This is a genomic window from Streptomyces sp. MGP-BFMKR1, assembly GCF_057766585.1.
Map to the genome: position 1 here is coordinate 7205359 of NZ_CM173408.1, position 26234 is coordinate 7231592.

Annotated in this window: 20 protein-coding genes and 1 pseudogene; 13 read left to right on the forward strand and 8 right to left on the reverse strand. The window is 73.5% G+C overall.

What is annotated here, in order from left to right; all coding sequences use genetic code 11:
- The first annotated feature begins 181 nt into the window (after positions 1–181).
- From dhbC to AC3CHW_RS28985, 9 genes are all read left to right on the forward strand, one after another.
- Positions 182–1354, forward strand: coding sequence for an isochorismate synthase DhbC (gene dhbC / locus AC3CHW_RS28945; protein ID WP_488471201.1), 1173 nt, complete (start codon positions 182–184; stop codon positions 1352–1354).
- A complete protein-coding gene (locus AC3CHW_RS28950) occupies positions 1351–3069 on the forward strand; it encodes a (2,3-dihydroxybenzoyl)adenylate synthase (protein WP_488468395.1) in 1719 nt (572 codons plus the stop codon). Before dhbC ends, AC3CHW_RS28950 begins: the two co-directional genes overlap by 4 nt.
- A 91-nt stretch (positions 3070–3160) precedes the next feature.
- Entirely contained in the window at positions 3161–3793 is a 633-nt protein-coding gene (locus AC3CHW_RS28955) for an isochorismatase family protein (protein WP_488468396.1), read from the forward strand.
- 5 nt (positions 3794–3798) lie between these two features.
- On the forward strand, positions 3799–4029 hold the full coding sequence (locus tag AC3CHW_RS28960) for a phosphopantetheine-binding protein (RefSeq protein WP_176160880.1): 231 nt from the start codon (positions 3799–3801) through the stop codon (positions 4027–4029).
- On the forward strand, positions 4026–8381 hold the full coding sequence (locus tag AC3CHW_RS28965) for an amino acid adenylation domain-containing protein (RefSeq protein WP_488468397.1): 4356 nt from the start codon (positions 4026–4028) through the stop codon (positions 8379–8381). Before AC3CHW_RS28960 ends, AC3CHW_RS28965 begins: the two co-directional genes overlap by 4 nt.
- Positions 8382–8612: 231 nt before the next feature.
- Positions 8613–8852 carry a LapA family protein gene (locus AC3CHW_RS28970; protein ID WP_381166990.1) on the forward strand — a complete coding sequence of 80 codons (240 nt, stop codon included), beginning with the start codon at positions 8613–8615 and terminating at the stop codon, positions 8850–8852.
- A 19-nt stretch (positions 8853–8871) separates the two neighbouring features.
- Positions 8872–10014, forward strand: coding sequence for a hypothetical protein (locus AC3CHW_RS28975; protein ID WP_488468398.1), 1143 nt, complete (start codon positions 8872–8874; stop codon positions 10012–10014).
- A gap of 102 nt (positions 10015–10116) precedes the next feature.
- Positions 10117–10269: a hypothetical protein gene (locus tag AC3CHW_RS28980; RefSeq protein WP_488468399.1), complete on the forward strand. Its 153-nt coding sequence runs from the start codon at positions 10117–10119 to the stop codon at positions 10267–10269.
- A 162-nt stretch (positions 10270–10431) separates the two neighbouring features.
- Entirely contained in the window at positions 10432–11289 is an 858-nt protein-coding gene (locus AC3CHW_RS28985; RefSeq protein ID WP_488468400.1) for an alpha/beta fold hydrolase, read from the forward strand.
- 29 nt (positions 11290–11318) lie between these two features.
- On the opposite strand, the gene AC3CHW_RS28990 is transcribed toward AC3CHW_RS28985, so the two are convergent.
- Positions 11319–11825 (reverse strand): sigma-70 family RNA polymerase sigma factor family protein, encoded by a 507-nt coding sequence (locus tag AC3CHW_RS28990; RefSeq protein WP_488468401.1) that lies wholly within the window; start codon positions 11823–11825, stop codon positions 11319–11321.
- Here AC3CHW_RS28990 and AC3CHW_RS28995 point away from each other — a divergent pair.
- Positions 11769–12158, forward strand: a pseudogene (locus tag AC3CHW_RS28995) (carboxymuconolactone decarboxylase family protein); the annotation flags it as partial. The gene AC3CHW_RS28990 and the pseudogene AC3CHW_RS28995 overlap by 57 nt on opposite strands.
- Before the next feature lie 60 nt (positions 12159–12218).
- On the opposite strand, the gene AC3CHW_RS29000 reads toward AC3CHW_RS28995, so the two are convergent.
- Complete coding sequence (locus AC3CHW_RS29000) at positions 12219–13334, reverse strand: MerR family transcriptional regulator (protein WP_488468402.1); 1116 nt, start codon at positions 13332–13334, stop codon at positions 12219–12221.
- A gap of 259 nt (positions 13335–13593) precedes the next feature.
- Here AC3CHW_RS29000 and AC3CHW_RS29005 point away from each other — a divergent pair, with 259 nt between their 5' ends.
- The gene (locus AC3CHW_RS29005) at positions 13594–14142 is read left to right on the forward strand and encodes a DUF1062 domain-containing protein (RefSeq protein ID WP_488468403.1); all 549 of its coding nucleotides are present in this window, start codon (positions 13594–13596) and stop codon (positions 14140–14142) included.
- Positions 14143–14243: 101 nt separating this feature from the next.
- Here AC3CHW_RS29005 and AC3CHW_RS29010 read toward each other — a convergent pair whose 3' ends face one another.
- Positions 14244–15485, reverse strand: coding sequence for an FAD-dependent monooxygenase (locus tag AC3CHW_RS29010; RefSeq protein WP_488468404.1), 1242 nt, complete (start codon positions 15483–15485; stop codon positions 14244–14246).
- Between the two features lie 104 nt (positions 15486–15589).
- Positions 15590–17089, reverse strand: a complete 1500-nt coding sequence (locus tag AC3CHW_RS29015) for an MFS transporter (RefSeq protein ID WP_488468405.1) — start codon at positions 17087–17089, stop codon at positions 15590–15592.
- Positions 17090–17294: 205 nt separating this feature from the next.
- On the opposite strand from AC3CHW_RS29015, the gene AC3CHW_RS29020 reads away from it, so the two are divergent.
- The gene (locus AC3CHW_RS29020; protein WP_488468406.1) at positions 17295–17864 is read left to right on the forward strand and encodes a TetR/AcrR family transcriptional regulator; all 570 of its coding nucleotides are present in this window, start codon (positions 17295–17297) and stop codon (positions 17862–17864) included.
- Between the two features lie 34 nt (positions 17865–17898).
- On the opposite strand, the gene AC3CHW_RS29025 is transcribed toward AC3CHW_RS29020, so the two are convergent.
- From AC3CHW_RS29025 to AC3CHW_RS29035, 3 genes are read right to left on the reverse strand one after another with little or no spacing between them, the layout of a single operon-like run.
- Positions 17899–18237, reverse strand: coding sequence for an STAS domain-containing protein (locus AC3CHW_RS29025; RefSeq protein ID WP_488468407.1), 339 nt, complete (start codon positions 18235–18237; stop codon positions 17899–17901).
- A gap of 56 nt (positions 18238–18293) precedes the next feature.
- Positions 18294–19601, reverse strand: a complete 1308-nt coding sequence (locus AC3CHW_RS29030; protein ID WP_488468408.1) for a PP2C family protein-serine/threonine phosphatase — start codon at positions 19599–19601, stop codon at positions 18294–18296.
- On the reverse strand, positions 19598–20404 hold the full coding sequence (locus tag AC3CHW_RS29035; RefSeq protein ID WP_488468409.1) for an alpha/beta fold hydrolase: 807 nt from the start codon (positions 20402–20404) through the stop codon (positions 19598–19600). Before AC3CHW_RS29035 ends, AC3CHW_RS29030 begins: the two co-directional genes overlap by 4 nt.
- A 209-nt stretch (positions 20405–20613) precedes the next feature.
- Here AC3CHW_RS29035 and AC3CHW_RS29040 point away from each other — a divergent pair, with 209 nt between their 5' ends.
- Positions 20614–21378: an alpha/beta fold hydrolase gene (locus AC3CHW_RS29040; RefSeq protein WP_398610003.1), complete on the forward strand. Its 765-nt coding sequence runs from the start codon at positions 20614–20616 to the stop codon at positions 21376–21378.
- 148 nt (positions 21379–21526) lie between these two features.
- Here the strand turns inward: AC3CHW_RS29040 and AC3CHW_RS29045 are convergent, their stop codons facing one another.
- Positions 21527–26209, reverse strand: coding sequence for a hypothetical protein (locus AC3CHW_RS29045; protein ID WP_488468410.1), 4683 nt, complete (start codon positions 26207–26209; stop codon positions 21527–21529).
- Positions 26210–26234: the final 25 nt, after the last annotated feature.

The following is a 26234-nucleotide window of genomic DNA, read 5'->3' on the forward strand; positions in this document are numbered from 1 at the left end:
GTCCGAGCCGGATGCCACGCCGGGGCGGCCCGCCCCGCACCCCGCCGTGCCCCGCGCCGGGCACACCGCCCAGCACGCCGCGAGCGCCGAGCCGGCGGCCGAGGCGGCCCGTACGACCCGGGTGCGACCGGCGCGCGGCAGTGGCCGTGGCACGGCACCCGCCCAGCGGCCCGCGCGCACGGTGGACACCGACGCCGTCGGCTCGGCCACCGCCCTGCTCGACGCCTACCCCGCGGGCGACGCCCGGTTCTTCGCCTCGCCCACCAGGACCCTGCTCACCCACGGCGTACGCGCCGAGGTCCCGCACGACGCCCGCCCGCTGCCCGAGCGGGTCGCCGCCACGCTCGCCGAGCAGGCCGGCGCCGGCGACCAGGCGCCGCTGGTGGTCGGGGCCGTGCCCTTCGACCACACGGCACCCGCGGCCCTCGCCGTCCCCGACGCCGTCCAGTGGGCCCCGCCGCTCGCCCAGGACCCGCTGATCGCCCTGCCCGCCGCCGCGCCCGAGGCCGCCGGCTGGTCGGTGCGCCCGGTGCCGGAGCCCGCGGCGTACGGGGCGGCCGTCGCCGCGGCCGTGGCCCGCATGCGACGCGGCGAGTTCAGCAAGGTCGTCCTCGCCCGCACCCTGGAACTCACCTCGCCGGACGACCTCGACCTGCCCGCCATGGTGCAGCGGCTGGCCCGCCGCGACCCGCGCGGCTACACCTTCGCCGTGCCCGCCGGCGCGGGCCGCACGCTCCTCGGCGCCAGCCCCGAACTGCTCGTCAGCCGGCGCGGCGGGCAGCTCGTCGCCAACCCGCTGGCCGGCTCCACGCCGCGCAGCGCCGACCTCGCCGAGGACGTCCGCCGCGCCGCCGCGCTCCTGGAGTCCGAGAAGGACCTGCACGAGCACGCCGTCGTCGTGGACGCGGTGCGCGCCGCCCTCGCCCCGTACTGCGCGAGCCTGCACGTGCCCGAGCGGCCGACCCTGGTGCGCACCGCCGCGATGTGGCACCTGTCCACCACCGTCACCGGCGAGCTGGCCGAGCGCGACGGGCGCGCCGCCAGCGCCCTGGAGCTGGCCTGCGCGCTGCACCCGACGCCGGCCGTCTGCGGCACCCCCACCGACCTGGCCCGCGAGGTCATCGGCGACCTCGAACCCTTCGACCGCGGTCTGTATACCGGCATGGTCGGCTGGGAAGATGCCAGCGGTGACGGCGAGTGGGTCGTCACCATCCGGTGTGCCGAGGCGGAGCGGCGCACGCTGCGCCTGTACGCGGGCGCCGGCGTCGTGGCCGCCTCCACGCCGGAGGCCGAGACCGCCGAGACCGGCGCGAAGTTCCAGACGTTCCTGCACGCGGTGGGGGTTGACCAGTGAGTACGCCGACCTGGCCGAGCGAGTTCGCCGAGCGGTACCGGGCCGCCGGCTGGTGGCGCGGCGAGACGTTCGGGCAGATGCTGCGCGAGCGCGCGGAGCGCCACCCGGACCGGATCGCGATCGTGGACCCGGCGCCCGCGCCCGGCTCCCCGGACGGCCGCCGCCTGACCTACGGCGAACTGGACGCCCGCGCCGACCGGCTCGCCGCCGGCTTCCTGGCCCGTGGCATCGGCAAGGGCGACCGGGTGGTGCTGCAACTCCCCAACGTCGCCGAGTTCTTCGAGGTGATGTTCGCGCTCTTCCGCGTCGGCGCGCTGCCCGTCTTCGCGCTGCCCGCGCACCGGGAGAGCGAGGTGCGCTACTTCTGCGAGTTCACCGAGGCCGCCGCGTACGTCATCCCGGCCGTGCACGGCGGGTTCGACTACCGCGAACTGGCCACCGCCGTCCGCGAACAGGTGCCCACGCTGCGGCACGTGTTCGTCGCGGCGGACCCGGCCGAGGCGGGCGGGCACACCCCGCTGGCCGACGTGCCGGCCGATCCGGTGCCGATCACCGACCCGCCCGCCCCCGGCGACCTGGCCTTCCTGCAACTCTCCGGCGGCAGCACCGGCGTGCCCAAGCTCATCCCGCGCACCCACGACGACTACATCTACTCGCTGTGGGGCTCCAACGAGATCTGCGCCGTGGACGAGGCCAGCGTCTACCTGTGCGCGCTGCCCGCCGCCCACAACTTCCCGCTCAGCTCGCCGGGCACGCTGGGCGCGCTGTACGCCGGGGCCCGCGTCGTGCTGGCCCCGCAGCCCAGCCCCGACGTCGCGTTCCCGCTCATCGAGCGCGAGCGCGTCACCCTCACCGGACTCGTACCGCCCCTGGCCCTGGCCTGGATCGAGGCCGCCGGGCGGGGCGAACACGACCTCTCCAGCCTCCAGGTGCTCCTGGTGGGCGGCGCCAAGTTCAGCGAGGAGGCCGCCCGCCGCGTGCGGCCCGCCCTGAACTGCACGCTCCAGCAGGTGTTCGGCATGGCCGAGGGGCTGGTCAACTACACGCGCCTGGACGACGACGAGGAGACCATCGTCACCACCCAGGGTCGCCCCATCTCGCCCGACGACGAGGTGCGCGTGGTGGACGACGAGGACAACGACCTGCCCGTCGGCGCCACCGGCCACCTGCTCACCCGTGGCCCGTACACCATCCGCGGCTACTGGCGCGCCCCCGAGCACAACGCCACCGCCTTCACCGCCGACGGCTTCTACCGCACCGGCGACGTGGTGCGGCTGACCGAGGACGGCTACCTGGTGGTGGAGGGCCGGGCCAAGGACCAGATCAACCGGGGCGGCGAGAAGGTCGCCGCCGAGGAGATCGAGAACCACATCCTGGCCCACCCGGCCGTGCACGACGTCGCCGTCGTCTCCATGCCCGACGCCTACCTCGGCGAGCGCACCTGCGCGTACGTCGTACCCCGGGCCGGTGCCGAACCCGTGCGCCCCGTCGCCATCAAGAAGTTCGTCCGCGAGCGCGGCCTGGCCGCGTACAAGGTGCCCGACCGGGTCGAGTTCATCGACGCGTTCCCGAGCACCGGCGTCGGCAAGGTCAGCAAGAAGGACCTGCGCGCGGCCATCGCCGCCCAGGTCGCCGCCCGCGCGGCGGAGCAACCGGGTCAGGCGCCGGCCGACCCGTCGCGGGCAGCGCCGCCCGCGACGGCCCCGACCCCCTGACGCCCCGCCGCCGCCCCGCGGGCCGCCACCCCGCACCGGCGGGGGCGCGCACCGCTCCACCCGCTCGACCCGAAGCCTGAAAGGCCCCGTCATGGCCCTGCCCGCCATCGCGCCTTACCCCATGCCCGCCGCGGCCGACCTGCCCGCCAACAAGGTGGCCTGGACGGTCGACCCGAGCCGCGCGGTACTGCTCGTACACGACCTGCAGAACTACTTCCTGTCCGCGTTCGACCAGGACGCGTCGCCGGTGACCGAACTGCTCGCCAACGTCGCCCGGGTCAAGAAGGACTGCGCCCGCCTGGGCGTGCCCGTCGTGTACTCCGCCCAGCCCGGCGGCCAGAGCCCCGCCGAGCGCGGGCTCCAGCAGGACTTCTGGGGGCCGGGACTGCCCGACGACGAGCACGCCAGGGCCATCGCCGCCCCGGTGGCACCGGAGCCCGGCGACACCGTGCTCACCAAGTGGAAGTACAGCGCCTTCGTCCGCTCCGACCTGGCCGAGCGGATGGCCGCCCAGGGCCGCGACCAGTTGGTCATCGTCGGTGTCTACGCCCACATCGGCGTGCTGCTCAGCGCCGCCGACGCCTGGATGCGCGACATCCAACCCTTCCTGGTCGCCGACGCCGTCGCCGACTTCTCCGCCGCCGACCACGCCATGGCCCTGCGCTACGCCGCCGCCAAGTGCGCCGTCGTCACCACCACCGACACCGTTTTCGAGGGGAAGTAACCGCGATGGCCCTGACCGTGGAGCAGATCCGCGCCGACGTCGCCGACGTGCTCGGCGAGGACCCCGCCGACATCCCCGACGACGAGAACCTGGTCGACTACGGCCTCGACTCCGTCCGTGTCATGGCCCTGGTCGAGCGCTGGCGCCGGGACCACGGCGTCGAGGTGACGTTCGTGGACCTCGCCGAGGAGCCCGCCATCGAGCGGTGGGCCCCCCTCCTGGGGGCGCGGACATGACCACTCTGCTCGATCCGGCCGTCCCACGGCGCGGGGCGGCCACCGACGCCGCGCGGCCCGCGCCCGGGCTGCCGCTGACCTCGGCCCAGTCGGGCATGTGGTTCGCGCAGGCCCTCGACCCGGACAGCCCGGCCCAGAACACCGCCGAGTACATCGAGATCCACGGCCCCATCGACCCGGCCGTCTTCGCCGAGGCCCTGCACCGCACCACCGGCGAGGCCGACGCGCTGCGGGTACGCGTCATCGCGGGTGACGGCGACGGGGACGCCGACGGGGACGCGGCCGGGCCCCGCCAGGTGCCCATCGAGATCGAGCCGCCCGGCCGCCCGGCCGCGACCCGGCCCGCGCACCCGGAAGGCGCGGCCCGCCGCGCCTTCCCGCTGCACCAGGCGGACCTGCGCGACGCGGCCGACACCGACCAGGGCCCGGACGCGGCGGCCCTGGCCTGGATGCGCGCCGACCTGGCCAAGCCCTTCGACCTGGCCAGCGGCCCGCTGTTCCAGCACGCCCTGTTCCGGGTCGGCGACCAGCGCTGGCTGTGGTACCAGCGCGTGCACCACCTCGTCATGGACGGCTACGGCTACTCGCTCCTGGCCCGCCGCGTCGCCGAGGTCTACACGGCCCTGGCCACCGGCGCCGAGCCCACGCCCAGCCCCTTCGGCCGACTGACCGACCTGATCGCCGACGACCAGGCGTACCGGGCCGGCGACGGCTACGCCAAGGACCGCGCCCACTGGGCGGCCACCTTCGGCGCCGCGCCCCCCGCCGGCACCGACACCCCGGCCACCGCGACCGAGGCCGGCGCCCCGCGCGCCCTGGACCTGCCCGACGCGCCCAGCCTCGCCGGCCGCACCGCGCTGCCCGACCACACCTTCCTGCGCCGCACCGCGTACCTGGGCCACCAGGAGACCGAGCGGCTGCGCACGCTGGCCGCCGAACTCCGCGCCACCTGGCCCGACCTGCTCTTCGCCGCCCAGGCGCTGTACCTGTCGCGGGCCACGCACAGCGAGGACGTCGTGCTCGGCGTCCCGATGATGGGCCGCATGGGCTCGGCCGCGCTGCGCATCCCCGGCATGGTGATGAACGTGCTGCCGCTACGACTGCGGGTGCGCCCCGAGGACACCCTGGCCCACCTGGTGCGCCAGGTCGTCCTCGGTATCCGCGCCGTCCGCCGCCACCAGCGCTACCGGTACGAGGACATCCGCCGCGACCTGGGACTGCTCGGCGACGGCCGGGCCCTGGTCGGCCCGCTGGTCAACGTGATGCCCTTCGACTACGGGCTGACCTTCGCCGGCGCCCGTTCGGACGCGCACAACCTGTCCACCGGACCGGTGGACGACCTCACCGTCAACATCTACGACCGCGCCGACGGCACCGGCCTGCGCATCGACTACGACGGCAACCCGAGGCTGTACGCCGAGGACGACCTCGCCGGCCACCAGCGCCGCTTCCTGGACCTGCTGGCCCGCATCGCCGACCCCGCCACCGACGCGCACGCGCCGCTGGGCGAGCTGTCCGTGCTCACCCCGGCCGAACGCACCCTGGTCCTCACCGACTTCAACGACACCGCCCGCGCCCTGCCGCCCACCACGCTGATCGGCCCCATCGAGTACCGCGCGGCCCGCGTCCCGGACGCCCCCGCCCTCGTCTTCGGCGACCAGACGCTGACGTACGCGCAGCTCAACACGCGGGCCAACCGGGTCGCCCGGCGCCTGACGGAACTCGGGGTACGCCCCGGCGTCCTCGCCGCCGTCGCCCTGCCCCGCTCGGTGGACCTGGTGGTGGCGCTGCTCGCGGTCCTCAAGGCGGGCGGCGCCTACCTGCCGCTCGACCCCGACTACCCGGCCGAGCGCCTGGCGTACATGCTGGGCGACGCCTCCCCGGCGTGCGTGCTCACCGACCGGGCCACCCACGGCGCGCTGCCCGAGACCGCCGTGCCGGCCCTCGTCCTCGACGACCCCGAGGTCCGGGCCGACCTGGCCCGCTTCCCCGGCACCGACCCGGGCCGCGCGCTGACCCCGCACCACCCCGCGTACGTCATCTACACCTCGGGCTCCACCGGCCGCCCCAAGGGCGTCGTCGTCCCGCACCGGGCGATCGACAACCGGCTGCGCTGGATGCAGGACACCTACCCGCTGCGCGCCGACGACCGCGTGTTGCAGAAGACCCCCTCCGGCTTCGACGTCTCGGTGTGGGAGTTCTTCTGGGCACTGCGCGAGGGCGCCACGCTGGTGGTCGCCGAGCCCGGCGGGCACCAGGACCCGGCCTACCTCGCGCGCACCATCCGCGACCAGCACATCACCACCGTCCACTTCGTGCCGTCCATGCTCGGCGTCTTCCTCACCGAGCCGGGCGCCGCGCACTGCACCGGCCTGCGCCGCGTCTTCTGCAGCGGCGAGGCGCTGCCCCGGGAGACCGTCACCGACTTCCACCGCCTGCTGCCCGGCGTGCCACTGCACAACCTGTACGGCCCGACCGAGGCCGCTGTCGACGTCACGTACCACCCGTGCGTGCCCGGCGAGAGCGGCCCGGTACCGATCGGCAAGCCGGTGTGGAACACCCGGCTGTACGTCCTGGACGCCGCGCTCCAACCCTGCCCGCCCGGCGTCGCCGGCGAGCTCTACCTCGCCGGCGTCCAACTCGCCACCGGCTACCTCGGGCGACCCGACCTGACCGCCGCCCGCTTCGTGGCCGACCCGTTCGCCGCCGAGCCCGGCGCCCGCATGTACCGCACCGGCGACCTGGCCCGCTGGCGGGCCGACGGGGCCGTGGAGTACCTGGGCCGCACCGACCACCAGGTCAAGCTGCGCGGCCTGCGCATCGAACTCGGCGAGATCGAGGCGGCCCTGGCCGCCACGGACGAGGTCGCCGCCGCCTGCGTGCTGGTCCGCGAGGACCGGCCGGGCGACCAGCGCCTCGTCGGCTACGTGACGGGCCACCAGCCCGCCGCGCGGACCGGGCGGTCGGCTCCGGCGGATGCCGCCGCCGGGGCCGACCGTCCAGCGATGGGGAGCGATGAGAGCACGCACGTGGCTGCCGCGCCGACGGCGCCGGAGCGGGCCGGTCATGTGGGGCCCGACGCTGCCGCCCGAGCCCGGCGCACAGGCGCCGCTGTCCCCGAGGGGACGCCGGATGTGGGCCGCGGCCCGGACCCCGCCCTGCTCCGGGAGCACCTCGCGGCGCGGCTGCCCGACTACATGGTGCCGAGCGCCATCGTCGTTCTGGACGCGCTTCCGCTGAGCCCCAACGGCAAGCTCGACCGCAAGGCGCTCCCCGCGCCCCCGGCCGCCACCACGGGACCCGGCCGCGCCCCGCGCAGCCACCGCGAGGAGACCCTGACCCGGCTGTTCGCGCGGGCGCTCGGCGTGGACCAGGCCGGCGTCGAGGAGAGCTTCTTCGACCTCGGCGGCAACTCGCTGCTCGCCATGCGACTCGTCGCCGCCATCCGCGAGACGCTGGGCGTCGAACTCGCCCTGGGCACCCTCTTCCAGGCCCCCACGCCCGCCGCGCTCGCCGAGCGGCTGCGCGCCGCCGCCGAGGGCGAGGGCGGCGCCGGCGCCGCGGACGACGCGCTGGGCGTCCTGCTCCCGCTGCGCCCCGGCGGCGCCAGGCCCCCGCTGTTCGTCTTCCACCCGGCGGGCGGCATCAGTTGGTGCTACGCGGGCCTGCTGGCCCCGCTCGGCCCCGACCAGCCGGTGTACGGGCTCCAGGCCCGCGGCCTGACCGCCCCCGAGCCGCTGCCCGCCACCATGGAGGAGATGGCCGCCGACTACCTCGACCACATCCGCGCCGTCCAGCCCCACGGCCCCTACCGGCTGCTCGGCTGGTCGGTCGGCGGGGTCGTCGCCCACACCGTGGCCGTCCGCCTCCAGGAGGCGGGGGAGCGCGTCGAACTGCTGGCCCTCATGGACGCCTACCCCTCCGACCAGTGGCGCGACCTGGCCATCCCGGCCCAGGCGGACGCCCCGCGCGCGCTGCTGCGGATGGCCGGCTTCGACATCCAGGAGGGCCGCGCGCTCACCCGCGAGCAGGTGCTCGACACGCTGCGCCGCGAGGGCAGCGCGCTGGCCAGCCTGCCGGAGTACACCCTCTCGGCGGTCGTGGACATCGTGGTCAACAACGCGACCCTGATGCGCGAGCACGAGCACCGCGCCTTCGACGGCGACGTCCTGTTCTTCACGGCCGCCGCCCCCCGCCCCGAGGACTGGCTGACCCGCGACGCGTGGCAGCCCTACGTCACCGGCCGCCTGGTCAACCACGACATCGACTGCCTGCACCCCCAGCTCACCCAGCCGGACGCGCTCGCGGTGGTCGCGGCGGCGATACGGGAGTGGCCGACCGGCAGCGCCTGAGCACGCCGAGTGGCCAGACCCCCAGGGGCGCGCGAGCGGGCGCGCCCCTGGGCCTTTCCCCGCCCACCCCTCACCCGTCTGGCCTACGCCCCGCCGCCACGCGGTGCGCGCCGCCGGCCGCGCCGCATGCTGGGAGGTAAGCCGCACTCCAGGCGTGACCGGACGTGGCCGGACGCGACGGGACGCCACCGGACGTGCGGGGCGGTCCGATGTTCGAGGGAAGGGCGCGTCATGAGTCCCAAGACAAGGCCGGACACCGGCGCAGGCGGGCGCACACACGAGTTCTTCACGCCCGGCAGGATCGCCCTCCTCGTGTTGGGCGTCCTCGGCCTGATCTTCATCTTCGAGAACACCCGCCAGGTCAAGATCCGCCTGCTGATCCCCGAGGTCACCATGCCGCTGTGGCTGGCGCTGGCCGCGGTGGCGGTGATCGGGGGGTTGTGTGGGGCGTATCTGTTCCGGCGGCGGTGATCCGGCTCCGTCCCCGGCCGTGGTCACCCGCAGGGCATTCATCGACGCCACGTCCGCGATCGGAGCCACGACGCTCCTCGGCACCACCCCGGCCGCAGCCGCCACCACCGCCCCCGCACCGTCAGCCGCGGGCGTGACGCACGCCGAGGCGCGGGCCCGTGACGCGATCCGGGCGGCCAACGTCGGCATGCGTGCCAGTTACGCCGCCCTCAAGTCCGAACTGAGCACGCGTCTGAGTCCCGTGATCGTCGTCCAGAACGACGCCACGGGCGGAAGATTCACGCTCATCCGCGACGGAAGCCCACCCGAGACCATCTGCCCGGTGCCGGAGCTGTTCGAGCTGGCGAAGTCGATCAGCCACGTACCCCAGGGCCTCTTCTCGATCCTCGCCGCGTACGTCAGCGACACCGTGCCCAACCTCCCCAACGCCAGCCGCATCGACCCACACGACCTGGACATGGTCGCGTTCAGGGGGCCTGGGTCGGTCGACTGGATCGGCCCCCTCCAGGAGTACGCCACCACGCTCACCACCGCGCGTCGGCAGCTCGTGAACGCCCACCTGCCACGGAAGTTGGAACTGTCCTGTCGAAAGATCCTCGACGAGTCACTCACGTTCGTCCGCGATTCCGTGAGAGACGAAACCTTCGACATGGCGTCGTTCACGAGGTTCTCCGCCGCGACGTACCCGAGCATCCGCACCACCATGGAGTACGCGGCCTCGGCCCAGATCTCCGGGGTGGAAGGTCTCATGCGGAAGTGGCGGGCGACGGTCGGCGACGAGCAGTGGAAGGACCTGTACACGGTCGTGCTGTCGATCTGGACGACATCCGAGGCGAACCAGGCTTCGATCATCATCAGGCGGTGCATGAATCCGGCGAAGGTCGCCACCCATCTCATCGACCTGTCGACCGTCGAGATCCCGCGCGACCCCATCTCCGTCGCCCTGGACAATCTCGCCAGGATCGTCGCGGACAACGTCTCGGCCGAAATGGTCCTGCCGACCGACCCGGTGGTCGCCGACGCCTTCAAGGGCAGAGAGGACCTGCTCTCGGTGGAGATCCTGCGTCAGCTCGGCGGCCCGGCCGGGGCGCCCGCGACCTCCGCTTCGGCGACGGAATCCGCCTGCCCGATCCTCGGGAAGAAGGCCCGGCCCCCGGGGTGACCCTGGGGGCGAACTTACCGGCCACCCTCACCAGCCACCGGTCCACGCACGCGCCCGGGCGGGGTGTGGAACCCTTCCCCGTGCCAGGCGATGATGTTGACCATGAGCCTGTCGCCAGCGCCGGTCATCCCCACGGGGAGGCTGTCCCACTCCGCACAGCCCACGCTCGTGTCGTTCGACGGCGCGCTGCTGTCGCGGCACGCGGACGGCTGGCACGACAGGCATCCGCACGCCCGAGTCCGGGGTGACGCGTGAGCCCGTAGCGGATCGCCGCGCCCGGCGCTCCAACGACGCGCGTCGACCGGCCAGTTGCCGGGTGTCGACCGGCGTCGCGGGTGTGACCATCTGCCGCACCAACATCAACGCGGTCTACGCTGCCGGTCGGTGCCCACCCCACACGAACCGTTAGAGGAGAGCATGAACAACTCCCTGCCCGTGGTCCTGGTACACGGTTTCTGGCACGGCAGTTGGTGCTGGAGCCCGGTGGTCGAGCGGTTGGCCGCGCGGGGCGTGCCGTCGGTCGCGGTCGATCTGGAGGGGCACGGGCTGCGCGGCCCCGCGCCGCGCGCCCGCTGGGCGCGGCCGTTCGACACGGCGTCGTTCGCCACCGAGCCGTCGCCGGTGGCGGCGGTCACCGCGTCGTCCGCGGCGGCCGTACTCGCCGAGCAGATACGGACCGTCGGCGGCGGCCAACCCGTCCTCGTGGTGGCCCACAGCATGGGCGGCGTGGTCGCCACCGCCGTGGCCGAGCTGGTCCCCGAACTCGTGGCCGGCCTGGTCTACGTCTCCGCGTTCGCCCCGGTGAGCGGGGCGCCGGCGGGCTACTACAACACCTGTCCGGAGAACGCGGGCGAGATGGTGAGCCGGCACCTCGCGGCCGATCCGATGGTGGTGGGCGCGGCCCGCATCGACTTCGGCGACCCGGAGCGGCGCGACCAGATCAAGGAGACCTTCTACAACGACGTCGACGACCGCACGGCCGACGCCACCATCGCGCTGCTGAGCACGGACGGGCCGGCGGGCATTCCGCTGGAGCCCCTGACCGTCACCCAGGAGCGCTACGGCAGCGTGCCGCACGCGTACGTGGTGTGTGGCCGGGACAACGTGATCCCCGCGACCTTGCAGTATCGCTTCGTCAAGGAGATCGACACCGTCTCGGCCACGCCCACCGAGGTCACCGAACTCGACTGCTCCCACTCGCCCTTCCTGTCCCAGCCGGACGCGCTGGCCGAGGCGATCGTGGCCGCCGGGCGGGTGGGGGTGCGGGCCGGCTGAGGGCCCGGTCGCCACGGCGAAGCGAGGACTCACACCGGGCGCGGCAGGTCCAGGAGCGCGAGTGTGGCCGGGTCGACGACGGCGGTGATGTCGGTGATGCGGCCATCCGCGACGGTGAACGCGAGGAGGGAGAGCGGGGTGCCGTCCTCGTGCCAGGAGATGACGCCGGGGAGGCCGTTGACGGTCGCCGCGTGTCCGCGTGCCGCGCTGCCGGCCAGGCGCGCGCGGGTGGCGACCTCGGTGGCTCCGATCGTGACGAACGGGCCGTCCGGGGTGTGGGCGGTGAACGTCACCTCGGGGTGCAGGACCCGGAGCAGCTCGTCGAACCGGCCCTCGCCGGCCGCGGCCAGGAAGGCCCGGACCACCTCGCGCTGGTGCCGTCCGGGGCCTTCCGGCCGCCGGGCGGCCCGCGCCTTCCTGCGGGCGCGGCTGGTGAGCATCTTGGTCGCGTCGGCTGACCTGCCGAGGATGGGGGCGACCTCCACAAGGCGGTCGCCGCCGGGGGCGTGGACCCGAAGCTGCTCGCGCTCGTCCACCTGCGCGCCAGCCAGATCAACGGCTGTTCGGCGTGCGTCCACGCCGGTGCCGCCGCGGGAGTGAAGGCCGGCGACACCGACGAGCGGCTGCACAACGTGGCGGCGTGGCGCGAGGCGCCGTTCTCCACCGAAGCGGAGCGCGCGGCCCTGGCGCTGACGGAGGCGGCCACCCGGCTACAGGACGGCGCGGCGGGCGTCACCGACGAGATCTGGGAGGAGGCCGGCGCCCATTTCACCGAGGAGGAGGTCGGAGCGATCACCCTGGAGATCGCGCTGACCAACTTCTTCAACCGGATCAACCGCACCATCAAGGAGCCGGCCGGCAGGACCTGGGGCCGAGCCCAGCGCGGCCGGTGCCCGCACGGACAGCCCTGCGGCCCCGCGCGCCCCCGGTCAGGCGACGAGCAGCCGCAGGCCCAGCTCCGCCGCGTCCAGGTCGACCAGGTGGCGGTTGCGCTCGGCCCAGCGGCCCGATGACAGGTCCTCGCGGAGCGCGGCCACCGCCCGCCGCTCGGCCTCCGGGCCGACGCGGGTCCACACGGATATCGCGCGGCGTACGGGCTCCTCCAGGTACGCCTCGGGGCGGCGCCAGTACGCCTCGAAGAAGCCGTCGGCGCAGTCCCACGGGATGAGGACCGGCTCCAGGCGCGCGCCGAACGCGCGGGCCAGTTGGTCCACCGAGGGGCGGCCGGCGACGAGGTGGCCGACCTCGGGCAGGTAGTCGCGGCTGAGCCAGAAGCGGTCGCGCCAGCCGGCGTCGGTGGCGTCGTGCGTGAAGACCACGACGCGCCGGGCCACCCGTCGCATCTCGCGCAGCCCGGCGATCGGGTCCCGCCAGTGGTGCACGGTGCTGAACGCCATGGCCGCGTCGAAGGACCGGTCGGGGAACGGCAGCCGCTCCGCGGCGGCGGCCACGCACGGTGCCGATCCCTCGGGGCGCTGGGCCCGCATGACCGCCGAGGGTTCCACCGCGATCACGTCCCGGTCCGGTGGCTCGTACGAGCCGGTGCCGGCGCCCACGTTCAGCACCGTCCGCGCGTCCCCGAGCGCCTGCCAGACCTGCGCGGCGATCCGCGGCTCGGTGCGCCGCGTCGCCGGATAGGCGGACCCGATGTTCTCGTACAACCGCGCGCCCAAGGGGTGCAGTCGCTCCTCCGACGTCGTCCGGACTCCCATGGCCCGTGCCTCCAGTTCCTTGTCGATGGCGGTGACCATGGCGGCCGCGCGGTCGCGTTGGTCCAAGAGCAGGCCGCGCAGTCGGTGCAGGCGCGCGACCGCGTCGGTGTGCGGGTCGTCCACCAGGTCGGCTATCTCGCGCAGGCCGAAGCCCAGCCGCCGGAAGGCGAGTACCTCCCGCAGTCGCTCCACGTCGCTCGCTGAATAGGCCCGGTAGCCGGCCGAGGTCCGCGCGGACGGCTGGGCGAGGCCGATCTCGTCGTAGTGATGCAGCGTGCGGACGCTCACCCCGGCCAACTCGGCCACGCGCCCCACGGTCAGGTGCTCTTCCACGCCCCTGAGAATGCGGCATCACGCCGCGTGAGGGTCAAGCGACCGCCGGTCTTGGAACGCGCGGCGCGGCGCTACCGGAAAACCAGTGGAACGGCTTCGGTATCGGCCCCTACCGTGTCGGCGGAAACACGTCGTCCAGGCAAGGACATGCCGTTGTACACCCTGTGAGACCTCCCGAGCGCTGAATCGTCGCGCGTCACGCCCTGTGCGTGCCGCGCTCCTTTTGCTGCGGACTTCTCACTGAAATCGGTGTACTTCTGTGCTCACCAGTTGGGTGGTCATGCCCACCTGCCTGCCGCTCATTGTCCGACGCTGCCACACGTGCGCGTCCGAGCGATTGCGGGCGAACGGAAAATTTCGCGTCAACGCCCACCACAAACTCCTCGACGCCTGGCTCCTCGCGTTCTGTACGGGGTGCGGGGCGACAGTGAAGCTCCCTGTTCTGGAGCGGGTGAACGTGCGTTCCGTACGACCCGCGTTGTTGGCTCGGCTGCACGGCAACGATCCCGGGTTGGCGGCCGAGTTGCTGCGGGACCCGGTGGTACGGCGCCGCGATCGGATCGCCCTGGATTGGGATGATGCCTGGCGCCTCGATACGGGGGAATCGGATTACCTGGACCGCGAGGTGATCGATGTCGAGGTGCGTTTCGCGGCGCGGATTCCCGTCCGGCCGGTGCGGCTGATCGCCGAAGGCTGCGGTCTTTCGCGGGCCGAGGTCGAGCGGCTGATCGTGGCGGGCAAGCTCGTTTCGGGCGTACGGCTGACCGGCAAGCTCTCCGACGGCTTCACTTTCACCCTCAAGCACTGAACCTGGGTGGTCAAGCCCGGGGCGGTCATGCGCGTCCCCTGCTTTCCCTTTCGGGCCCAGGGCCTGTCCGGTGTGCTTTTTCGGGCAGGCCCTGGGCCGGGTCAGTGGGACGTGGCTGGATGAGCCGGTGAAGCCGGCCCGCCGGCATCGGCGGGGTCGGGAAGGGTGAGGGCGGTGTGGGCCGGGCGGCCGGTTCTCGGGGGCGTGGTGGTGAGGCCGCGGAGTTTCTGGTCGCGCTTTTCCAGGGCTTCGGTGGTGGTGGGGAAGAGCGCGGCGTCTCCCGTGGCGACCTGCGCCTGGTTGAGTTCGACGAACGCGCGGGCTTCGCGTTCGTAGGCGGCGAAGGCGGCGGTGTGGTCGCCGCGGTGGGTGGCCAGCGATGTGGCGAGCAGATAGGCGCCGACGAGGGCGAGGCTGGAGCCCTGGCCGGTGAGGAACGACGGGGCGTAGGCGGCGTCGCCGAGGAATGCCGTGCGACCGCTGGACCAGCGCGGCATGCGGATCTGGCTCACGGTGTCGAAGAACGGGTCGGTGGCGCGGTGCATCGCGGCCACCATTTCCGGTATCTCCCATCCGTCGTGGGCGAAGGTGGCGGCGACGAGTTCGCGTTGTGCCGCGGGGTCGCGAAGGGCCTCGTACGGCGGTCGCGGGTGGGCGAAGGTGAGGAACGCGTGGAGTTCCGCGCTGTCCCGGACCGCGTAGAGCGCGGCGGCTCGACCGGGGGTGTTCCAGATCAGCGCCTCGTGGGAGAGCCCCAGGGTGTTGGGCATCGTGAAGATGGCGAAGCAGTACCCCAGGTAGTGGTGGAATGGCCGCTCCGGGCCGCAGACGAGTTCCCGGGTGCGCGAGTGCAGCCCGTCCGCGCCCAGGACCAGGTCGAAGCCGCGCCGGACGCCGCTGCGGAAGGTGACGTCGACGCCGTGCCCGTGGTCCGTGAGCGTGTCGATGGAGTCGTCGAACACGAACTCCACCTCGTCCCTCACGGCCCCGTACAGAACTCTGGTCAACTCCCCGCGCGGGACCTCGACATCGTGTCCCTCGACGCCGCCGGCCACGGCCTGGGGGCGCACCGAGGCGACCGTGCTGCCGTCGGCGTGGAGGAAGGTCAACCGCCGTGACGCGATGTGCGCCTCCCGAAGGCGCGGCAGTATTCCCATGCGGCGCGCCACCCCCACGGCGGTGCCCCGTACGTCGATCGGATATCCGCCGTTCCGCACTCCGGCGGACTTCTCCACCACGGTCACCGCGTATCCGTACCGGTGCAGCCAGAACGCCACGGCGGCTCCCGCGATGCTCGCGCCGGAAACCAGGACCGTGCCCTGCGACGTCGTGCGTGTGCCCATGCGTCAACTCCTCGACGTGTGATGAGAGATGCGCGGGCCCATTCGGTAGCACCTGGCCCGCGACGAAACTGTCGGATTCTGCTGGCGGTTTCTTTTCGGCCTGCTCACGGATTCCCGGCGACCGCGTCCCGTCCGAGGTCGTGGTCGTGGTCGCGGTTCCGGTCGGGCGACGGCGAAGGGGAGCCCGGGCGGGTGGCGCGTACGAGGAGGAAGACCAGCACCGCGGCGCTGGCGAAGGCGCCGCAGGCGATCGCGAGGTAACTGAGAACGCCCGTGGACGAGTTCATGCATTCTCCGTCGACGTCCACGGCGGTCGACTTGAGCACGGCCGCGCCCACGAAGTTCAGCACCACCGAACCGACCGAGACCATGACCATCACCAGGCTGGACACGATTCCCTGACGTTCGGCCGGCGCCAGGCTGCCCGCCATGGTGAAGCCGGACGTTCCGAGCCCGCCCACCGTGACGCCCAGCAGGAAGGTGAAGCAGAGCGCGGCGGAGAGGTGGGAAACGCCGAGGAACATGCCGATGGTGGCCACCGTTCCGAGCGCGACCGACCCGGCCAGGGTTTTGGCCGGCCCGACGCGTGCGGTGAGCCAGCCGGCCACCGGGCCGCCGAGCGTGACGCCCAGCCCCGGCGCCGAGAGCAGGAGCGCCACCGTTCCCTGGCCGGCCAGTCCGTATCCGAGATCCTGATCGGCCGAGACGTCGCTGATGAGCGGAACGAGTTGCAGGGTGCTCTGGTACGAACCGGCGCCGAGAAAGACGACGAGAAGTGTCAGCACCAACGGCCGGCCGAGATCCCGAACGTCGATCAGGGGTTGGGGTTTTCGGCTGGAGAAGAGAGACCACCGGGCCAGCGCCGCGCCGCCACCGACGAGGAGAGTCAGCGGGCCGACGGCGAGCCAACCGAGGTCCGATCCCAGGCTGACATAACCGAGCACGCCCGCCAGTCCTCCGCCGAGGAGAAGGGCGCCGCCGACGTCGATGGTGCCCGGCGTCCTGACGAGGGATTCGGGGACGAAGCGGTGCACGCAAAGGGCCATGGCGACGGCGACGAAGGCCGATACGAGGAACAGGACCTGGAATCCGAACTCCCTGGCCATGTCTTCGATGAGAAACCGGGACGCGATGTTGAGCACCGCGGACCCGGAGGTCACGATGCCCACGATCAGCATCCCGATGCGGGGCGCGCAGACGCTCCGTACGATGGCGACGGCGAGGAACACGGCCGCCAGCGACGCTCCTTGGAGCATGCGGCCCGGCACGAATAACCAGACGCTGGGAGCGACGGCGCACAAGAGGGCGCCGGCGCAACTCAGCAGCAGGGTCAACACGAGCACCCGGCGCTTTCCGTGGATATCGGCGCTCTTCCCGAGCAGGGGCGCCCACATCACGCCCGCCAGCATCGCGGTGGCGTTCAGCCACGCCGCCTGGTCGGTGTCGAAGTGGTCGAGCATCTCCGGCAGGACGAGCAGCGGCGCGGCGATGGCCGAGTCGACCACGAAGTTCACCAGGGCCAGGACGGCCACCAGGCCGATGAGTCGCCCGTTCCATCTCGTGTGCGGCCCGGCATCCGCGCTTCCGGTGCTGCTCTGCTGCATGAAGGGCTCCTTACTCCGGGGCCGCGACGGTGCCGGCACGACCGGAGGTGGGTGCGGAGGGGGCGACTACGCGGGCGGCGGCGCCCGGGGCGCTCGTCCAGGCTCTGACGAAGGCTCACGCGAAGGCTCTTAGGGTACGTTCTGGTTTCTTATTCGTCAGAGTAGGGTGCGCCGATAAGAAACGTCAAAGGTTCTAAGGAGTGTTGTGGGACGACGGCGGGGCGAAGCGCTGGAGGCGGCGATCCTGGACGCGGCCTGGGAGGAGTTGAGCGAGCGGGGGTACGCGAACCTGACCGTCGACTCCGTCGCCCGGCGGGCCGGCACCAGCAAGCCGGTGCTCTACCGGCGCTGGGCGGACAAGCAGAAGCTGGTGGAGGCGGCGGTCGTGCGCCGCAACGACGCGCAACTGGCCCCGCCGGCGGACACCGGGTCGCTGCGCGGCGACCTGATCGCCACCCTCACCGAGTTGAGCGAGACGCGGGGGCCGTTCCTCACCCAACTCAGCCTGCTGCTCGTCGACTACTTCGCCGAGGCCGAGTCCAGCTTCGCCGACCTGCGCGAGATGTTCGTCGCCGGGCGCCGCTCCGGACGGGACGAGATCATGCGACGCGCCATCGGGCGCGGCGAGATCGACCCGGCCAAGCTCACGCCACGGATCGCCTCGCTCCCGTTCGACCTGCTGCGCGGCGAGACGATGATGACGCTACGGCCCGTCGCGCCCGAGGTGATCGAGGAGATCGTCGACACGATCTTCCTCCCGCTGGTCCGTCCCTGACTCGGCCTGCCTCCCGACGTGACCTTGCCGCTGGTCAGGCGAGGGCGCCGGGGTCGCTGTCGGGGTGGAGGGGGATGATGGTGTCCAACCCGATGAGACGCAGGATGCGCAGGGTGGGAGCGGGTACGGCCGCCAGGGCGACGTTCGCCCCCAGGGTGGTCGCGTGGTGGTGGGCCGCGATCAGGGCGCTGATGCCGCTGGAGTCGCAGAACTCCAGGCCGCTCAGGTCCAGGATCAGGCGTTGGCCCGGTTGCAGGACGGTCGCGGTGACGCGTTCCCTGAGCTGGGTGGCGTCGCGGTAGTCCAGGTCACCGGAAACCTCCAGGACGGGGCCGGTCGCGGCGTCTCGGGCGGTGATCTTCAGCATGCTCACGGGCTGTTCTTCAGGTGGGAGTGGCATCACGGAGTGGAGGGGGAGGAGGGCCGGGGTCAGGGCCGCGCGGTGAGGGGTGGGACACCCAGCGCGAGCAGGGCGGTGTCGTCGTCGAGGCCGTCCCCGAAGCTGGCGAGCAGGTCGGTCAGGGCCCCGATGACGTCCACGGCGGACTTGCCGGCGTGGTCGGCGGCGAAGGCCAGCAGGGCCTCGTCCCCGTACAGGCTGGTGCGGTCGGTGCCGGTGCGGGCCTCGGTGAGCCCGTCCGTGTAGAGCAGGAGGGTGTCGCCGGGTGTGAGGACGGTCTCGGCGGTGGCGAAGTGCGCGTCGGGCAGCACACCGACGAGGAGGCCGCCCGGGGTGGGGAGGAAGGCGGCTGTGCCGTCGGCGCGCAGGACGACGGCCGGAGGGTGGCCGCCCGAGGCGAGGTGGACGCTGAGCCGTCCAGGGCTGGCACCGGGGGTGAGGATGCCGAAGATGGCGGTGCAGTAGCGCGGGTCCCCGCTGCCGGTGTAGCGGTCGTGCAGCACGGTGTTCAGCGTGGCCAGGGCCGCGGCGGGGTCGGCGTCGTGCAGGGCGGCGGCGCGCAGGGTGTAGCGGGTCAGCGAGGTGACCGCGGCGGCCTGCGGCCCCTTGCCGCACACGTCGCCGAGAAAGAAGGCGAAGCGTTCGCCGTCGAGGGGGAAGACGTCGTAGAAGTCGCCGCCGAGCCGGTCCGGGGATGCGATGTGGTAGTGGGCCGCCGTCTCCACCCCGGGGATCGTCGGCAGGGTGTCGGGCAGCAGGGACTTCTGCAACACGGTGAGGGCGTCCTGGAGCCGAGCGCGGTCGGCCTCCGCCTGCCTGCGGGCCTCCTCGGCCGCCTTGCGTCCGCGAAGCAGTTCCTCCTCGTACGCGCGGCGGTCCCGGGCGTCGAAGAGGGTGGTGCGGATGAGGAGGGGCTCGCCGCTCTCGCCGTGCTTGACCACCGAGGAGACCAGCACGGGCATCCGGTCGCCGTTGGCACACCTGAGTTCCATGGCGATGCCGCTGATGTCACCCTGCATCCGCAACAGGGGAGCGAAGTGCGTCTCGTGGTACAGCTTGCCGCCCACGGTCAGCAGGTCGGCGAACCGCATCCGGCCCAGCACCGCGTCCCGCTCCAGGCCGAGCCAGTCCAGCAAGGTGGTGTTGATCTTCGCGATGGTGCCGTCCATCAACGTGGAGAGGTAGCCGCAGGGCGCTGCCTCGTACAGTTCCTCGGCGCTGTCTTCCAGCAACGCGGCGAAGGCCGCGTCCGGCGTGGAGTCGCGGTGGCTCTGGATGTCGGGGGCTCCTTCGTCTTCGGACTCGTGTGGCTCTGGCTGCTGGTCGGTGCTGGTCAACGAGGTAGGCCGGCCAGGAAGTCACGGATGGCCTCGTTGGTCGCCTCGGGCGCGGACAGGTGCGGGCAGTGACCCGTCGTGTCGAGCGTGACCAGCGTCGAACCGGGGATCGCCTGGTGCACGAAGGCGCCGACCTCCCGGGGCGCGATCACGTCCTGAACGCATTCGAGGACCAGCGTCGGGATCTTGACCCGCCCGAGGTCGTCCCTGGTGTCGGACAGGAACGTGGTGCGGGCGAACACGCGGGCCATGTCCGGGTCGGTCGCGCAGAAGCTGTTCTTCAGCTCCTCGCCCAGTTCGGGCTGGTCCGGGTGCCCCATGATCACCGGAGCCATCGCCGCCGACCAGCCCAGGTAGTTCGATTCCAGGGACGCGAGCAGTTCGTCGATGTCCTGCGCGCTGAACCCGCCGTGGTAGCCCTCGTCGTCGACGTACCGGGGGGACGGCGCGACCATCACCAGCGAACCGATCCGCTCCGGAGCCGTCTCCGCCGCCAGCACGCCGACCATCGAGCTGACGGAGTGCCCCACGAAGGTCGCGTCCCGCAGGTCGAGTGCCTCGCACACCTCCACCACGTCCCGAGCGTAACCCTCCAGTGAGGCGTAGCGCTCCTCGGAGAAGGCGGTGAGGTCCGAGCGGCCACACCCCACGTAGTCGAAGAGCACGAGGCGGTAGGCGTCGGCCAGCGCGGGCACCGTCAGCCGCCACATGTTCTGGTCACAGCCGAACCCGTGGGCCAGCACGACCGTGGGGCCCTGCGGGTTGCCGGCGACGGTGACGTTGTTCCTCCGGAGGATGTCCATACCAAGCAGTCTGACAGGCCCGGCGACCCGCCGGAGCGCCGCGTTGGATTGGTCACTGGGTGGGTCGACCTGGGTGGGTCGGTCCGGGTGTGTCGGTACGGGTGGGCAGGTGGGTTGGACGGGCTGGGCTGGCCCCGGAGGTGGGGCCGGGTCGGGCGGGCGGCGTTACCGGGAGGCGCCACGAAGGGTTACTGCGTAGGGTCTGCCGGATGACTCTCTCTCATGACGTGGCCGGCGACGGTCCCGCGGTGTTGTTGCTGCATTCCGGGGTGTGTGACCGGCGGATGTGGGACGCACAGTGGCCAACCCTGATCGATGCCGGTTACCGACTGGTCCGCTGTGACCTGCGGGGCTTCGGCGAGACCCCCGCTCCGGACCGGCCCCACAGCAACGCCGACGACGTGCTGGACCTCCTGGACAGCCTGGGGATCGAGCGGGTGGCCCTGGTGGGGTCCTCGTACGGCGGGCGGGTCGCCCTGGAGGTCGCCGCGCGGTGGCCGGAGCGGGTGAGCGCCATGGCGCTGCTGTGCTCCGCCTTTCCCGGGCACGAGCCCTCGGCCGACCTGCGGGCGATCGGTGCGCGCGAGGACGCGCTGCTCGAAGCGGGGGACGTCGCCGGCGCGACGGAACTGATGGTGGACACCTGGCTGGGCCCGGAGGCCGACGAGGCCGCCCGGGAAGCGGTACGCCGGATGCAGCGGCACGCCTTCGAGGTGCAACTGGCCGTCGACGAGGAGTTCTGGCCGCTCCAGGCGGAGATCGACCTGACGGCGATCGAGGCCCGCTGCCTCGCCGTGTCGGGCCGGCACGACGTGACCGACTTCCGCCAGATCGCCGCCCGGCTGCCGGGCCTGCTCGCGCACGCCGACCACGTGGAACTGCCGTGGGCCGGACACCTGCCCAGCCTGGAGCGGCCGTCCGACACCACGGACCTGTTGCTCGGTTTTCTGCGCCAACCTGCTCCCGTCGGCTGAGGCCACCGCCTGGCACTCCGCCTGGCGCGCGGTGTGCTGCGCGGCGCGGGTACGCGGTTCAGCCACCGGCCCCGACGCCGTCCAGGCGGCACCCGACCACGCGCCGCCCGACCAGGCGCCGCCCGACCGCACAGCGCCCGCTCAGCGCTCAGGGTGACGGAACCGGTTCCTCCGCCGCTCCCGCGCGGCCCGCGTGCAGCAGGTCGTGGACCTCCCGCGCCTCGCTCGCGTGCCGGGCCATGGCCAGGGGCTCTTCCGCGAGGAGGTCCTGGAACAGGCTGACGGCCTCGGCCGACGTGGCGCGGGCGGCGTCGGAGCGGTCGCCCGCCGCCAACCGGGCGCGGGCGAGGCTGGCCAGCGCGTGGGCGAGCAGTTCCCGGTGGGTGTGGGGCTCCCCGGCCGCGTGCTCACGCGCCCGCCGGACCGCCTCCCGCGCCACCTCCGTGGCCCGTCGCGCCTGCCCGGTCAGGGCGAGCACCCGGGCCTGCCCGGCGAGGAACTCGGTCAGCACGAACCCCAGCGGAGCCGGCCCGTCGCCGAGGCCGCGCAGGACGCGTACGGCCTCCTCGCTCGCGGCGACGGCCTCCTCCCGGCTGCCCGGAACGGCCGCCGCGCACAGGGCGAACGCGTGCAGCGACCCGGCGCGCAGCGCCGTGCCCCAGGTGTCGTCGGGTAGCGCAGCGCAGAACTCGACGGCCTCGGCGAACAGCGGCAGGGCGGCCTCCGGCGCGGCCGTGTCGGAGGCGGCGGCCACCTCGAAGCGCAACACGGCTCGTTGCAGCAGGGCGTCCCCCACCGTGGCGTCGGCAAGTGGCGGTTCGGCGTCGGTGCGGGCGACCGCGAGCGCCTCCTCGACGCTCGCGACCGCCGCCGCCGGGTCGCCGGTACGCCACAGCAGGCCGGCCCGGCGCAGGAGCACGGTCGACAGTTCGGCGCGCAGGCCGGACGGGTCACCGGCATGGCGGGCGCGGAGCCCGGCGAGGGCGCTCTCCACCGGGGCCAGGGCCTCCCGCCGGCGACCGCAGGCGTCCAGCATCTCGGCGTGCAGCGCCTCGGCGAGGGCCAGGGCGAGCCCGGCGGCCTCGTCGCCCAGGCGCTGGTGTTCCGCGCGCCGGTGCGCGCACAGCTCGGCGGCGGTCGAGGCCGCTTCCGTGGTGCGGCCGAGCCACCACAGCCGCCGCACGTGCCGTTCCAGGTCGCCGGCCTGCTCGGCCCGGTGCTCCCGGCGCTGTTCGCCGTCGCCCCGCCGGACCCAGCCGTCCCTGATGTCCAGCGCCTCGCGGGACCGCCTGACGGACTCCTCGTGCTGCCCGCCGATCCACAGCAGCTCCCCGGTGGTCGCCAGGACGCTCCACAGGTCGGTCTCGTAGCGCAGGGGCGCCTCGACGGACAGCGTACGCAGCCGGCGCAGGGCCTCCTCGGCGGCTTCGAGCGCGTTCTCGAGGTCCCCGAGGTCGTAGTGGATGCGCATGGCGGTCAGCCAGTTCCTGAGCATCGGTTCGGCGAAGGCCGCCGGCAGGTCCCGCTCCGCCCCGCTGTTGACCGCCATGGACTCCCGGACCGTCGCCAGGGCCGCGGCGGGGTCGCCGAGTGCGAGGTGGGCACCCGCCAGGTTGTTCAGGCAGCCGGCGAGGTCCGGCAGGTGGGCCGCGGGCGCGGAGTCGGCCAGCTCCCGCAGGATGTCCGCGGCCTCCCGGAAGTGGTCGATCGCGCGAGCCGTCTCCAGTGGCGTCCCGTCCTCGGACCGCAGCGTGCCGGCGAGAGTGGTGAGGGACATGGCCAGGAGGTTGCGGAAGCCGTCGGGTTCGGCGCGGGCCAGCTCGCGGAAGAGGTGGACGCTCTGGCTCGCGACCCGCTGTGCCCGAAGGCGGTAGCCGTTGGCCTGGCGTTGCGTGGCGAGGGTGTTGAGGGCCAGTGCCAGGCGGGGGGTGTGGATGTGTGGTCGCCCGTCGACCAGGTCGCGGTAGAGCGCCACCGACTCCTCGGCGGCGTCGAGCGCCTCGGCGAGGTTCCCCAGGTTGCCCAGGTCGATGGCGAGGCTGTTGAGGCTGTTCGCCAGGTCCGCGCGCGGGCGCGCCTCGGCGAGCCGTCTGCGGAGGGCGACGGACTCGCGGATGTCGGCCAGCGCCTCGCGGTGCGAACCGGCCAACTGGGCCGCGGAGGAGGCGGTGGCCAGGACCAGGGCGAGGCCCGACAACTCGGCGTCGGGGTTATCGTCGGCGAGCCGCCGCTGGAGCCTGACCGCCCTGCGGGTCGACGCCAGGGCGATGTCGCGGCGGCCGGACTCCATCGCGACGATGGCGTGGTTGTTCAGGTGGTTCACCATGAGGGAGTCGTGCGCCTCGGGGTCGCCGTCCCACAGGGCCTCACACAGTCGCCGGCTCTCCTCGACCACGCGCCAGGCCGTGTCGTGGTCGCCGAGCAGGCGCGCCGCCGTCGCGCGCGTGTCCAGGGCCTTCACCAGGTCCACCCGGCTCTCCGGGTCGTCCGGGCGCAGCGCGACCCGCAACAGCTCCACGCCCTCCGTCGCGGCCTCGTACGCCTCCCGCCGGCGTTCGACGTCGGCGAGGAAGATGGCCGCGTTGACCCGGCACGCTCCGCGTTCGGCCTGGTGGCGCGGGTGGTCCGGCGGGATCTCCCGCCACAGGTCGTACGCCTCCCGTACCGCCTCAAGGCACTCCTCCCGCTCGCCCACGGACGACAGGCGTTTGGAGATCTCGCGCAGCGCGACGGCCAGGCCGGGGCGCGCCGCCGGGTCGGTGGCGGCCCGCAGCCGGTGGGCGGCGACGATGCGCCGGTGCAGGGTCAGCACCCAGGGGGCCAGCAGGTACGGGTGTGGCGGGACGGCCGATGCCAGGTGCTCCAACTCGTCGAGTCCGACACCGGGGCGGTCGACGAGCGCTTCCAGCGCGGCCAGCAGCGGGGCCGGGTCCTCCAGGCGGGACGCCAGGGCGACGGCCGCCGGGCCGAGCACCGCCGGGTGCCGCAGGCACCAGTCGGTCAGCGTTTCGGTGTCGGGGCCGGCGTCCCGTACGCAGGCCCGGGTGACGAGGGCGAGGAAGCTGGTGGCCTGGTCGGCGGTGGCGGCCGGCAGCAGCGCGTCGACCAGGTCCGGGCTGTCCCGGACGTGCTCGCCGACCAGCCGTTCGGCCAGCCGGTCCGGCCGCAGGCGTACGACGGCGTCACCGTCGGCCAGGAGCGCGGCCCGCACCCAGGCGTGCACGGCCCGCAGCCCACCGGGTGCCGCGCCGCCGTGGTCGGTGCCGAGCACGCGGGCGAGCACGGCGGTCGTCTCGCGCGGCCCGCTCGGCCCCAGGGCCACGACCGCCACCACCGCGTCCTCCAGTGTCCGCCACAGCAGGGGAGGGCAGAGCCGGTGTGCCTGGGCGGTGCCGCGCCAGTGCGCCCGCTCGTGTTGGAGCAGCCGCTTCTCGACGGCCTGGGTGTCTCCCGCGCTGGCCGCCACTCCCTGCGCCGCGTCCAGCAGGTGCACCAGGGCGGCCATGTGCAGGGTGAGCGGGGAGCCGTGGGTGCCCTCGGGAAGGGGCGGCGGGGTGCGCGCGACGAACCCGCGCCACGCCGGCCCGTCGTGACCGGAGAGCGCCTCCAACTCGTGGGCCAGGGCGCGGGCGGTGCTGCGGTAGCCGTCGAGACCGCCCAGCGGCAGTTCGGGGAGTTCACGCACCAGCGCGGTCGAGAGCATCGCGCCGCGCTGGAGGGAGTCCCCGGCGACCTCCTCGATCCAGTCGCCGGCCGAGCGGGCGAGCAGGAGCGCCTTGACCGGCGCCTCGCGGTGTCGCGCGGTGAAGTCCAGGACGGCCCCCGTCTCCTCGACGCGGCCGTCGGCCCCGTCGACCACCACGAGCAGGGGCAACCCGGGCGCGCACGTGTCGTGTCCCGGCTGGGCACCGGGCCGTAACCACATGACGGACCACCGAGGTTGGAGGCTTCGGGCCAGCTCCACCGCCAGCCGGGTCTTGCCCCGGCCGCCGGGGGCGTGCACGACGGCGACCTCGCTGTCGGCCTGTTCGGTCCACGCGGTCAGCGCGCGCAACTCCGCCGCGCGGCCGTGGAAGGGCACGACCGCGCGCGCCGGGTGGAGCAACTCGACGGCCGAGCGCGGAGGGTGGCGCGTGACGGCGTGGTGGTCGGGGTCGGCGAGGTCGGCGTACTCGACGGGCTGGGGCACGTGCGGGCCGCGCGCCCCGTGCGCGTCCAGGGCGGCGAGGAACGACGCGTCGTCAAGGAGGACGACGGCCGGTTCCGCCTCCAGCCGCGCCGGGACGCGGTCGGGGATGTCGACGACGACGACGCCCACCACGAGTTCGCCGCACAGCACGGCCGCTCCCGACATCCCGTTCCAGGCGGAATCCTCGGTCCCCCTGGGCCGGTAGGTCGTGCCGTCCAGCACGTACACACCGCCGACCAGACCGCTGAGGGGGCTGATGTGGCCCCGTGCCTGCTCCGACTCGCGGGAGCGGTGCTCGGTGTGCGGGAAACCGGTGGCGCGCCACGCGACGGACGCGCTGTCCCCGGCGATCCGCCCCCACAACACCCGGGCCGGCCCGGCGGGCTCCCAGCTTTCCGAAGTGACACGCACCAGCGCGGCGTCCTTGTGGGACGCGTGCTCGCCGGCGCCGCCGCCCTCCGGCATCCCGCGCCACACGACGAGCCCGGGATGGTCGACGCTCGTCCCGATCCGGGCGACGCCGACCGGTGAGTCGACCTCGCCCACGACGTGTGCGGCCGTCAGCACCAGCCCGGGCGCGATCTCGTACCCCGCCCCCCAGTTGTCCGCCCACGCCACCCGCACCACACGGTTACCACTCACCGGACGCCCCCCGTTCCGTACCGAT